We start from the raw sequence: 11,590 nt of genomic DNA on the forward strand, positions 1-11,590 counted from the left end.
AACTTGCAAATTGTTCTCTTTAAGTGCAGACATGATCAATTTCACTCACTCACTTCAGCCATAATACACTTAAGCGCTTGGGCATAATGAGCAATTTCTTCTTCTGTACGCATTTCTGTGGCACAAACCAAGAGTGTATTGGTTAATTGTGGATAATGCGATTCCACCGGATATCCTCCAGCAATGCCTTTTTCATGCAGAAGATGCAATATTTTAGCGACCGGTTTGTTTAACCTGAGTAGCGCTTCATGAAAATGAGGTGCTTTGAATAGACGCTCGACGCCGTTGATTTGAGTTAAGGCATTTACCAATTCGTGGGTATTATGATGGCAAAGACGTGCAGTTTGCATTAATCCTTGTGCACCAATTAGACTCATGTGAATGGTTGCAGCAGTAACGAGCAGGCCTTGATTCGTACATATATTCGACGTTGCTTTACCGCGGCGAATATGTTGCTCGCGTGCTTGTAGGGTTAAGGTATAACCAGTTTTACCGTTTTTATCCAGCGTTCGGCCAATCAATCTACCGGGCATTTGCCGCACATATTGGTTGCGTGTACTGAAAAAACCAAAGTAAGGGCCACCTGATGCCATTGGTGCTCCTAGTGGTTGGCCTTCGCCACAAACGATATCAGCCCCTTTTTCACCCCAAAGCCCCGGTGGTTTTAATAAGCCAAGAGAAATGGGGTTAACACAAGCAATACTTATTGTATTGTTAGTGTGTGCCCAATTGCACAATTCATCAACTTCTTCCAGGCAGCCAAAAAAATTGGGTTGAGCAATCACCAAAGCTGAAATATCTTCGCCATGGTATTTTTCTAATACAGATAAAGGTGTAATTCCCAGTTCTTTATCAAATGGTAGAGTAATAAGCTCAATATGCTGGTTGCGCACAATGGTTTCTATGGTTTCGCGATAGAAAGGATGGAGCGTTCCGGCAACCAGGATGCGGTTACTTTTGCTGTGGCGATTGATTCGAATGGCCATGAGCATTGCTTCTGCAAGAGCCGTCGCTCCATCATACATGGAGGCATTGGCAACCTCCATCCCAGTTAATTCTGCAATCATCGTTTGATATTCATACAATAATTGCAGTGTTCCTTGGCTTGCTTCAGCTTGATAAGGTGTGTAAGCGGTAAGAAACTCACCACGTGATGTAATATCCCATACGGCAGATGGAATATGATGTTCATAACAACCAGCACCGATAAAGCAAATGGCAGGGTGATTTTTAGCGGCCAGTTGCCCTGCTTCTTTGAGCATTCCCATTTCGCTGATGCCGGAGGGGATATTTTTGAATTCCCCATGCAGTAAAGATTGGGGAATTTCATCAAATAACGTTTGTATATCAGGCACGTCTATACTGGCGAGCATAGCAGCGATATCTTCGGCAGTATGTGGGATATATGGCATGGTTAACGATCCTTTATCTCATTTTTATATTGTTCGGCATCAAGTAATTCTTTGATTTCATTAGGATTATTAGCTCTGATTTTTACCAGCCATCCTTCTCCGTAAGGATCTTTATTAACCAGCGCAGGATCTTCGCTGACCTTGTGGTTGACTGCTATGATGACGCCACCTATCGGGGCATAGAAATCAGAAGCGGCTTTAACCGATTCCACGACGCCTATTTCATCGCCTGCGCAAACGGTGTTTCCTACTTCAGGCAACTCAACAAATACCAGATCGCCTAGCAATTGCTGCGCATGTTCAGTAATCCCTAGCGTCAATTCTTCTTTGTCTTTTCTTATCCATTCATGTGTTTTGGTAAATCGCAATTCTTTAGGGATATCGTTCATTATTATGTCCTTTTTGAAATCTTAATTAGATTGTCAGTGTTTAGTTAGAGTCTTGTAAAGGCTTTCCTTGTTTTACAAAACGCGGCTTGCAAACCTTGGCAGGTAATAGCCGGCCGCGAATTTCAACCAGGACTTGTTTCTCAGCTTCAATTGGCACGCGTGCCAGCGCAATGGATTTTTGCAGCGTGGGAGAAAAGGTCCCGCTGGTGATTACTCCTTCGCCATGACCTTCAACGATGACTCGTTGGTTCGGGCGCATGATGCCTTTATCCTGCAGAATAAGGCCAACAAATTTACGGCGCAATCCTTGTTGTTTTTGCGACAAGAGGGCGCCCATACCAATAAAATCTCGATCTTCGGGCTCCCATTTAATGGTCCAGGCCAGCCCTGATTCTAGCGGAGTTGTTGATTCATTCATATCCTGTCCATACAATAATAGTCCGGCTTCGAGACGCAAGGTATCACGGGCGGCCAACCCACAAGGTTTAATGCCAGCTTGCAAAAGTGTTGTCCATAAATGAGCAATTTCATCTTGTGGCAGAATAATTTCCAGACCATCTTCACCAGTATAACCTGTGCGAGCAAAAAACCATCCCCCTACATCAACACATTCAAAATGCGTCAGGGTGGATATGGCATCGGCTTGTGCTGGCGTTAAAACGTTTGATGTCTTGGCTATTGCTTCTGGTCCTTGAACGGCAAGCATGGCCAATTCTGTTCGTTCCTGAAGCCCTGCAGAGAATCCTTGAATTTTTTCACGAAGCCATGTGAGGTCATGTGCGCGAGTCGCTGAATTTAAGACCAGTCGATAGTTATCTGGCGCGCGCTGGTAGACAATCAAATCATCAATAATGCCGCCATGTTCATTGCACATACAGCTATATAAAGCACGTCCTGTATGCTGGAGTTGATCCACGTCATTAGTCAATAATTTACGCAAGAATTGCCGTCCTCCAGCGCCTAAAACATCAACCACTGTCATGTGTGAAACATCAAACATGCCGGCCTGTTCTCGCACAATGTGGTGTTCTTCCAATTGTGAACCATAATGAAGAGGCATGTCCCAGCCATGAAAATCAACCATTCTTGCGCCAAGGGCTAAATGATTGTCATGCAGAGGTGTTTTTGCAAGCATTGTGATTCCTTCATTTCGCTTAATATAGTTTTGATTATATACTTTTCGCTTATAAAAATGCGAGGTGACATGACGTGGTCAAGTTTATAGAAGCATTTTCAAGTGGTTTTGACACTGACTTCATCTAATTTATCCATTAAAATAAAAAGCTTATATTAAGCTTGGGTCCTAGTAAATAAACGTGATCAGCGGCAACTTTTGTTGCGGTGTAATTATCCGAATCTCTTGAAAATGTTCCAAACGAGATATTTCCTAGCCAAATATACTGTAATCCCAAATCAAAAAAAACATTCGTAGTCATTGCATACATTATCCCGATCGAGAATTGTGGGCTAAAACTGCTATGTCTATCTTTTGAGGTTATCAAAAAATAAGTTGCATCCTCCGCGGTTTGATAATTTAAAGTACTCGTGGTTTTGATATTTGCAAAGCCTAAACCGGGTGCTGCATACATTGAAAATTTATTATTTATTAAATAGTCAATATTTAGAATTGCGGCAATAATATTCCCTTTCATTGTTGAGTGAAACGTATTAATGATATCGGTACTTTCATAAGGGCCTTCAATAAATGGATTAAAATTTTTTGAAAAATTTCCCAGCTGGAGAAAAGAAAGTTCAGGGTTTAATGTCCATGTGCTTGATAATGGGCGCACTAATTCCACCGCCACATGTCCTGCCCAATGAGTGCTTCTGAGAGAGCCTGGGGTAATCGAGGGGTTAAGTGTTTCTGTGATAGGATTGATGCGTTTAATATAATAATTACTGCTTTGACTCCAAAAATAGTCAGCGCCAAATTTCATGGAAATAGGCCTATTTTGTGAGGCTTGGGCTAAGCTTGTAGTAAAAATAATCATTATTGCAGCAAAAATGAAATGTCTGATGTTCATGTCTTTCCTTAACATATAAATCCATATGGATAATTAACCCGACAATTTAATCCGGAAGTGCTTAAGGTCAATAGCGTTTTACCGTAAGCGACTTGGATGTATTGAGTATTCACTTGGAAAATTGGGTTTTCATATACACTCAGAGGCTGGCAGGCTCGTGTACTTTTATTAACTATCCAATTGCCAGAAATTGGGGATGCGATGGACTCGGCGGTTGGCACAAACATATTAGGCGGACAGCGATTAAATGGATCAAATGAGGTTTGTAACTTTAAGCTTGCCCATGGAGGGGATGGTATAACAACGCGGCCGGATAATGCTAACTGTACCGCGTTATAGGCGTTGACAATGCCCGCACCACATGATTTTACGCCGGTACACGAGCGTTCCGGATCAGCGGTACTTGGAAATGGTGATACGCTTGCCAAGAGAATGTTTTTGACTTCTGCTGCGCTGAGTTTGGGATTAATGGCATAAAGTAGCCCTGCAATCCCGGCAACATGAGGGGTTGCCATGCTGGTTCCTTGCCAAAATGCAAAACCACTGTTTTGACATCCGGTGTTTGCAGACACGGTGGATAAAATGCCATTCGCATCACACCCACCTCCTTCTGTCCATTCACCTCCTGGGGCGGCTAAGGTGACTCGTGGGCCAAAATTTGAATATAAAGCCCTGTACCCATTAATCTGGGTGGCGGCGACCACGATAACATGATTACACGCTTGCGGCGGTGCATTGGGAACAGGTTGATTGTTATTTGCAGCTCCTGCAACGATAGTACCATTGTTCTTGACGAAGGCATCTATTGTTTCTTGAAGCGAAGAAGGGCACCCTATTTTAGGTAAAATAAAGCTCATGCTCAGCACTTTGGCTGGGTAGTGATTATGGGGAGCACCGAAAACATCGTTACCCATGGACCAATAAATGCCTTCTTCAAGCTGAGAAAATGTATCCACTACAATAGGTAAAATTTTAAGCGCAGGCCCCATCCCGGCTATCCCGAACACATTTCCTGTGGCGGCAATGGTTCCGGCCGTATGGGTGCCATGATCCTCGCCGGGATCTGAGGTATTGGTATTATTCGTTGCAAAATTCCAGCCGGTTAATACATTGGGCGCTAAATCAGGATTATAATTAATGGGCTCAAAATTGGATAAAACAATAGGGGGATTGGCATAGCCCAAGGTTGTCGCCCAGGCACCATCTAATAAGCCTGGTGAAGATTCTAAAAAAACTCCAGGATAGTGAAACACATCCCATTGGGATGCATGGGAAATTAAGGCGGCTTTTGCGTTCGATAACGATGGTTTTTTTATAGGTATTGGAGGCTTAATCAGACAAAGCTCCATGTCTTGATCGGCGTATTTCACATCAGGCTGTTTTGATAAAGTTTTAATGGCTAGGTTGAGGTAATTGCTTGTAGGTAAGGCCGCCTTTTTTGCAAGTTGAGCGAGTTTTTTAGAATCTATTACAATAAGATATGCGCCACTTGCCATTGGTTTTACTGATTGAATAGGCAAGCTATTTTTTTTTGAAAAATCCTTCCAAAAAGGCCTATCCAGGTTTGGATTACTTAGGCTGCTAATTGTATTAAATTTAATAATGATTTGATCTAACAATTTGCCACAAGTTTTTTCTGCTGAAAATCCATTTGAACCTACGAATAGAAAAAATAAAAACATCCATTTTCTTACAGCCATGATCGTCCTGTTAGCGTTGCAACTAATAAGCTTTATCAGTCTGGACTTAGTAAAATCGGGATTGTATTTTATAAGTCATTTCTTTTTGGGGAAAAATTTAAGCATAATGTGGCAGATAAAACAATAATCGTGTTAAACGTAAACATATGGCCTTCTGCAAGTAAATGAATATGGCATAATCGCATTTCTTGCTCTACTATCAAAGGCATCATTTTTTAGCAGGATAGATTGATGCTAGCCCAGTATATTTCTTGGCAGAATGCTCTTGATTTGGGGTGGCTGCTGTTTTTACTATTGATATTGGGCTATTTTTGGAGCATGCGTAGAGAAATCAGGCAAGCTCAGGATTGGCCGAAAACAAAAGGACGGATCACTTATTGTAAATGGACGATTGAGGGACATCGTTTGTGGCCAAAAATTGAATACATTTATCAGGTGGGCGAGCGGGATTTTATTGGTGAACATGTATTTTTGGATACTTCCCACCATGATCCTAACAGTAAGTATGCGCGCCATATTGCTTATAAAGTGGCGAAAGCTTATCAAAAAGATGAAACCATTGACGTGCATTATAATCCAGATAAACCCGAACAAGCCGTTCTTGATACCTGCATCCCGGGGAAACTCAATTTCATTTTAGTCCTTATTTTCGCATTCATCGTTTTGCATCTTGTGTTGGTAGGCATACGCGTTTCAAGCTAGCAATATTTTTTCTTTCTTGATACGTTTAAAAATAACAAAAAAGGTTGATGTAGAAATAGGAATGCAATAATGGATTGAGGTGTATCATGCCCCATCACAGTGAAGTGCTGACTATAGAGCTGCGGGATCATACGACCATTCAATTAAGGCGCAAAGACGACGGTAGAGAATTATCTGGAATCTCGAAGAAAGGCTTATATCAAGATCAAGATGGCAAAGACTATTACGTTAAAGAGTCCAAGTCTAGAAAAGCTGTAGAAATCTTTAAAAACGACGCATTTTTTAATGCGCTTATGGGGCGTCGTTGCGACTTGTTAGGAGATGGTGTTCTTGAGGCTCATATTGAGATTCCGGAAGATGAAGAAACGCAACGCAGGATTGAGGATTTATCCACTGAAAACAGGATGGAATTCGAGCAAATCCAGGCAAGCCTTGTGAATTATACGAAGCACGTTGATGAACTAGTGTTATCCAATACGGCTCTAGAAATTTTAGCGCCACGGATTTGTGGCGCCATTATGGGCGATTTATTAGTCGTCCCACGAAATTATCTTCATATCCATGAACGTCATCTCTTGGTTATTTCACCGTCGGTTGGAATGCTCAGGGAGTTTTTGTCAGAACATCCGCAAGTAGAACCAGCAAAAACACCAGATCACTGGTTAAGGCATCCTCCACCGGATTTTGCAACGTTGGTCACGACCGAAGAACAAGCGCGGATGCTTGGCCAAGCTTACTTTGTTGCCCTCCTTTTTGGCCATTATGATTTGGTTAATAATATTAACTTATCGAATCTTGGATGCATTTGCCAGCCTGATGATACTTTAAAACTTAGTATAGTTGATTGGGGAAATTCTCTTGGAGTAGGTTTTGGTGGCTTTACTGCTGAGGAAGGTGCGTTTAAAAATCCGCAATTTAATCGCGAAAGCAGTCGAGTGGATTATTTAGGATATCGATTAGAAGACATTACTGGATTTCAACATCTCATGCCTTTTGATACAGTCGTCTATCCTTTATTACCTAGGCAGGTTGTGCCGACGTTATTTGATTTAACGGCAGAAGATAAGCCGTTGTTAAGAGAAGCACAACGGCGAGGCTTTTATGAGGCTTGTGAGCAGGCAGCAAGTGTTTTGGCACATGCCCAGGAAATCATTCCTGTAATGGTCGCACATGTTCTGGAGGAGGCGATGTCTGATGAGAATACTTTGCGAATTAAGCCTTTACTGCCCTCCTTTATTACTGTGGAGAAAACAGAAAAAAAGGATGCCTATACCCTTGCAAATATCCTTGCAGGAAGAATGCATTCATTACAAAAAATGAAAGAAGCATTGCAGAGAGGGAAAAAGTTGCAAGATATTTCTCATGATAGATTCATGGCCATTGCAGAAAGCCAACTTGTTCCATCCATAGGTTTCTTCGCTTCACCAAGAGCATCAGCCTCTGAACTGGAAACCGCAGTTGCTCCTGCGTTAATCTGTGGCGCCAGTCGATTTCTATAGTTGCATGGTTTTTTAGGCTGGTTAACCGCGTTAGCAGCAAGGGATATCTGAGAAGATATCCCTTTGCATTATCCAGGCTTTAATCAGCCGTTTATTCTTCCTCAATAGCTGTTTTCGCTCTTTGCAAATAAGCTCTAAGAGGCTTTATCTTTTTTTGCATCTGAATGGTTATTCATATCCGCATCAACAGGACATTTGCATGGCGACTGAATGACTTTTGATTGTAAACTGGTAATGGCTAACCCTCTGACGCCCTGGCCTGAAGGAGTGACAGTAAAGCCAATGGTAACATTCAACGTTTGTTTTTGCTGATATTGAGGATTTTTATAGACCACCAGAAGAGGCATGGTGGCTTCCCAATGATTATCTCCGATGTTTTTGACTTGCGGCGGCATGGTTGCTACGGCACTCACATAATAGGCATTCTTTTTTACTGCGTCAGGAAGTTTTGAGGCATTCAGTGCCTTGCTGTAAGCAATCCACCCTTTGGCTGTGAAGTACTTGGCAATTTCTTTTTGGCGCTCGAGGTAGTTTTGATAATTGTAGGTGTAGGTTGCAACGATCGCTTCATTGGCCCAAACGGCTAATTGTGTGTCATCAGGAGCCGCTTGCATTTGTAAAGGAAACAACAATAAAGCAGAGTAAATCAATAAGGTTCGTAGATATACCATGGTTACTCCTGTCTATTTTTATTTAATTATGAGGGATGAATGCATGGATTGCACACAGAAATTTAAACGTTTTTAGGCCTGTTCATCTGTAGTAGAATAGTCTGCGGGCATCCTGGTGAAAAAGACTGACTTGAGGAGAGGCTGTGACCAATAACCGTTTTTACTTTGCCAATCGTGAAAATGTCAGTCGATATGTAAATCGCTGGGACTTATTGTTGTTAATTCTTGTTTTTTCCGTCTTGTTTTTTTTGGCGTGGGCGGGCAAGCAAATGGCTGTTCCTTATGAATTAGGCGAACCTCTACCTATTTCCCTTAATCCGGAAAAATTACCATTCTATGCATTAAGAACCGTCCTGCGGATGTTTATTGCCTTGATTTTATCTATTTTATTTACGTTTGTTGTAGGAACGCTTGCCGCTAAAAATAGACGAGCTGAACAAATTATTATTCCCGCCATTGATATTTTACAATCGGTGCCGGTCTTGAGCTTTTTAGCCATTACAATTACTGGCTTTATTCATCTTTTTCCCGGCAGTTTATTAGGTCCTGAATGCGCTTCTATTTTTGTTATTTTTACGGCACAGGTGTGGAACATCACCTTTGGTTTTTATCAATCACTTAAATTAGTACCGCATGATTTACGTGAAGCGTCTGCCATGTTTCAGCTTTCCCCTTGGCAGCGATTTTGGAAGGTTGAAGTCCCTTACTCAATGTCCGGTTTATTGTGGAACATGATGATGTCGATGTCCGCCAGTTGGTTTTTTGTGGTGCTGTCAGAATCCATTGCTGTGTCCCATCAGGACATTCGCTTACCAGGGGTGGGTTCTTATATTGCATTAGCGATTGAACAACGTGATTTGCCGAGTGTTGGCTATGCTATTTTAACCATGGTTGTGGTTATTTTTCTCTATGATCAGATTTTATTTCGACCACTGATTGCCTGGTCAGAGAAATTTAAAATGGAACAGTCGCCGGATGAAGAAGAGTATCAGTCCTGGTTGGTTGATTGGATGCGCAGCAGTCGGTTGACGAAGCATGTTGGTGCGGGTTTTAGTGTTTTAAAAGATCATTTTGTTAATACAACCTGGTTTGGTCAGTCGGGCTCTAAAATAATAAGGGAGGTTGATGACAGCTGGCAGAGACGCATGGATTGGCTGTGGAACAGCATTGTTTGGCTTGCGATCATCAGTGGCGGTTATTTTTTGTTAAACTTTATACTGGCAGAGCTTAAGGTTTCAGACATTTTTCATGTCCTTTTTTTAGGTGCGGTGACAGGAACCAGGGTACTTGTGCTTATTATTCTTAGCTCTTTGGTGTGGATTCCAGTTGGTGTCTGGGTAGGACAGCGGCCTCGTCTGGCACAAAAACTTCAGCCGGTTATTCAATTTGCTGCTGCGTTTCCAGCCAATTTATTTTACCCCTTATTTGTCATCGCCATTGTGCGCTTTAATTTAAATGTAGAAATCTGGGTGACCCCTTTGATGATTTTAGGTACGCAATGGTACATTTTATTTAATGTCATTGCTGGAGCTTCTATGATCCCTCGCGATCTATGTCTTGCGGCAGATAATTTTGGCGTAAGAGGATGGCAGTGGTGGCGGCGTTTGGCTTTGCCGGGAATCTTTCCATTTTATATTACAGGCGCTATTACGGCGGCAGGTGGTGCCTGGAATGCCAGCATTGTGGCTGAATGGGTCAGCTGGGGTGATACAACACTGAAAGCCACAGGACTAGGAGAATATATTCAGGCCAGCACGCTTGCGGGTGATTTTCCTAAAATTGCTTTAGGTACGGCGATGATGTGTTTGTATGTACTATTCTTTAATCATGTTCTTTGGCGTCCTCTTTATCGCCTGGCGCAAGAACGATTTAATGTTAATTGAGATACTCATGCCAGAAACCATTATTTGCCTTAAAAATTTGCGTAAAGCGTTTAAGAAAGCGGCTACACAAGATTTGCTAGTCCTCAAAGACGTCAATTTTGAATTGAAAGAAGGTGAGATCGTTGCCTTATTAGGAAAATCAGGCTCCGGTAAATCAACGCTGCTGCGAATCATTGCCGGCCTGGTTTCTCCTTCCAGTGGAGATGTGACTTATCGAGGACATCCGGTTGTAAAACCGGTGCCAGGCATTGCCATGGTGTTTCAATCTTTTGCACTCATGCCCTGGCTGACCGTTTTGGAAAATGTGGAATTAGGATTGGAAGCGCAAGGTGTTCCGCGCGAAGAGCGTCGTCGCCGCGCTATTGAAGCGATTGATATCATTGGGTTGGATGGATTTGAATCCGCTTTTCCTAAAGAATTATCCGGCGGTATGCGGCAACGTGTGGGCTTTGCCCGGGCACTGGTTATTAATCCGGATGTTTTGCTGATGGATGAGCCATTTTCTGCACTGGATGTATTGACTGCCGAAAATTTAAAATCAGACTTATTGGAGTTGTGGCAGGAAAAGAAAACCAATACCAATGGCATTTTGTTGGTCACTCATAATATCGAAGAAGCAGCCATGCTCGCAGACCGTATTGTTATTTTAGGCAGTGATCCCGGATATATCCGCGCCGATTTGCCGGTTGATTTGCCCCAGCCTCGAGAAGCAGATACGCCTGAATTTCGCGCCTTGGTCGATAGAATTTATACGCTCATGACGACTGGACCTAAAGAGCGGGCAAGACATGCCCGGCTTGAACGCCAGATTGGGTTAGGATATCGCTTGCCTGATGTTGAGCCATCTGAATTATCTGGCTTAATTGAAACGATGAAATCCTTTGAGGAAAAAATTGACTTGCCTGAGCTGGCGGATGAGTTGATGATGAATGTCGATGATTTATTTCCGATTCTTGAAACTTTGGAAATTCTGGGATTTGCCAAGGTTCTTGATGGCGATATTCATTTAAGTGATTTAGGCAAGCAATTTTCCGAAGCAGATTTGCAAGAGAGAAAACAATTGTTTGCCCAACGATTATTAGAAAAAGTGCCATTAGCCCGCTACATTCGCAAAATCCTTGATGAAAAAAGCGGGCATTGGGTTTCTGAGGAGCGGTTTCTAAGTAAGTTAGAAGATTATTTGAGCGAAAAAGAAGCCGATCGGGTTTTGCGCACCATGATTGACTGGGGTCGTTACGCCGAACTTTTTGCTTATGATTTTAATACAGGCATTCTTAGTCTAGAAAATCCTGGAACGTCAGGGGTTTGAT

Annotated in this window: 10 protein-coding genes; 4 read left to right on the plus strand and 6 right to left on the minus strand. The window is 42.4% G+C overall.

Going from position 1 to position 11,590, the window contains the following annotated elements; all coding sequences use genetic code 11:
* Positions 1 to 41: 41 nt before the first annotated feature.
* From gcvPA to E1O52_RS09950, 5 genes are all read right to left on the minus strand, one after another.
* Positions 42 to 1,412, minus strand: coding sequence for an aminomethyl-transferring glycine dehydrogenase subunit GcvPA (gene gcvPA, locus E1O52_RS09930; protein WP_133128560.1), 1,371 nt, complete (start codon positions 1,410 to 1,412; stop codon positions 42 to 44).
* Between the two features lie 2 nt (positions 1,413 to 1,414).
* Positions 1,415 to 1,801, minus strand: coding sequence for a glycine cleavage system protein GcvH (gcvH, locus tag E1O52_RS09935; RefSeq protein WP_133128561.1), 387 nt, complete (start codon positions 1,799 to 1,801; stop codon positions 1,415 to 1,417).
* A gap of 40 nt (positions 1,802 to 1,841) precedes the next feature.
* Entirely contained in the window at positions 1,842 to 2,936 is a 1,095-nt protein-coding gene (gene gcvT / locus E1O52_RS09940; protein ID WP_133128562.1) for a glycine cleavage system aminomethyltransferase GcvT, read from the minus strand.
* 136 nt (positions 2,937 to 3,072) lie between these two features.
* A complete protein-coding gene (locus E1O52_RS09945) occupies positions 3,073 to 3,825 on the minus strand; it encodes an outer membrane beta-barrel protein (RefSeq protein ID WP_133128563.1) in 753 nt (250 codons plus the stop codon).
* Between the two features lie 8 nt (positions 3,826 to 3,833).
* A complete protein-coding gene (locus E1O52_RS09950; RefSeq protein ID WP_242602224.1) occupies positions 3,834 to 5,525 on the minus strand; it encodes a S8 family peptidase in 1,692 nt (563 codons plus the stop codon).
* A gap of 231 nt (positions 5,526 to 5,756) precedes the next feature.
* On the opposite strand from E1O52_RS09950, the gene E1O52_RS09955 reads away from it, so the two are divergent.
* Together E1O52_RS09955 and E1O52_RS09960 are read left to right on the plus strand one after the other, a co-directional pair.
* Positions 5,757 to 6,227 carry a DUF3592 domain-containing protein gene (locus E1O52_RS09955; protein ID WP_133128564.1) on the plus strand — a complete coding sequence of 157 codons (471 nt, stop codon included), beginning with the start codon at positions 5,757 to 5,759 and terminating at the stop codon, positions 6,225 to 6,227.
* 86 nt (positions 6,228 to 6,313) lie between these two features.
* Positions 6,314 to 7,726 carry a hypothetical protein gene (locus E1O52_RS09960; protein WP_133128565.1) on the plus strand — a complete coding sequence of 471 codons (1,413 nt, stop codon included), beginning with the start codon at positions 6,314 to 6,316 and terminating at the stop codon, positions 7,724 to 7,726.
* A 134-nt stretch (positions 7,727 to 7,860) separates the two neighbouring features.
* On the opposite strand, the gene E1O52_RS09965 is transcribed toward E1O52_RS09960, so the two are convergent.
* Positions 7,861 to 8,397 (minus strand): DotI/IcmL family type IV secretion protein, encoded by a 537-nt coding sequence (locus tag E1O52_RS09965; protein WP_133128566.1) that lies wholly within the window; start codon positions 8,395 to 8,397, stop codon positions 7,861 to 7,863.
* Between the two features lie 143 nt (positions 8,398 to 8,540).
* On the opposite strand from E1O52_RS09965, the gene E1O52_RS09970 reads away from it, so the two are divergent.
* The gene (locus tag E1O52_RS09970) at positions 8,541 to 10,280 is read left to right on the plus strand and encodes an ABC transporter permease (protein WP_133128567.1); all 1,740 of its coding nucleotides are present in this window, start codon (positions 8,541 to 8,543) and stop codon (positions 10,278 to 10,280) included.
* Positions 10,281 to 10,287: 7 nt separating this feature from the next.
* Positions 10,288 to 11,589: an ABC transporter ATP-binding protein gene (locus tag E1O52_RS09975; RefSeq protein WP_133128568.1), complete on the plus strand. Its 1,302-nt coding sequence runs from the start codon at positions 10,288 to 10,290 to the stop codon at positions 11,587 to 11,589.
* The last annotated feature ends 1 nt before the right edge of the window (position 11,590 follow it).

The sequence above is a fragment of the Legionella nagasakiensis genome (assembly GCF_900639915.1).
In the GTDB taxonomy this organism is placed as follows: Bacteria; Pseudomonadota; Gammaproteobacteria; order Legionellales; family Legionellaceae; genus Legionella_A; species Legionella_A nagasakiensis.

What these genes read in the sequence shown, in the direction of transcription:
- gcvPA (WP_133128560.1), bottom strand. Translation starts at nt 1,412, where the DNA reads ATGCCATATATCCCACATACTGCCGAAGATATCGCTGCTATGCTCGCC.
- gcvH (WP_133128561.1), bottom strand. Translation starts at nt 1,801, where the DNA reads ATGAACGATATCCCTAAAGAATTGCGATTTACCAAAACACATGAATGG.
- gcvT (WP_133128562.1), bottom strand. Translation starts at nt 2,936, where the DNA reads ATGCTTGCAAAAACACCTCTGCATGACAATCATTTAGCCCTTGGCGCA.
- E1O52_RS09945 (WP_133128563.1), bottom strand. Translation starts at nt 3,825, where the DNA reads ATGAACATCAGACATTTCATTTTTGCTGCAATAATGATTATTTTTACT.
- E1O52_RS09950 (WP_242602224.1), bottom strand. Translation starts at nt 5,525, where the DNA reads ATGGCTGTAAGAAAATGGATGTTTTTATTTTTTCTATTCGTAGGTTCA.
- E1O52_RS09955 (WP_133128564.1), top strand. Translation starts at nt 5,757, where the DNA reads ATGCTAGCCCAGTATATTTCTTGGCAGAATGCTCTTGATTTGGGGTGG.
- E1O52_RS09960 (WP_133128565.1), top strand. Translation starts at nt 6,314, where the DNA reads ATGCCCCATCACAGTGAAGTGCTGACTATAGAGCTGCGGGATCATACG.
- E1O52_RS09965 (WP_133128566.1), bottom strand. Translation starts at nt 8,397, where the DNA reads ATGGTATATCTACGAACCTTATTGATTTACTCTGCTTTATTGTTGTTT.
- E1O52_RS09975 (WP_133128568.1), top strand. Translation starts at nt 10,288, where the DNA reads ATGCCAGAAACCATTATTTGCCTTAAAAATTTGCGTAAAGCGTTTAAG.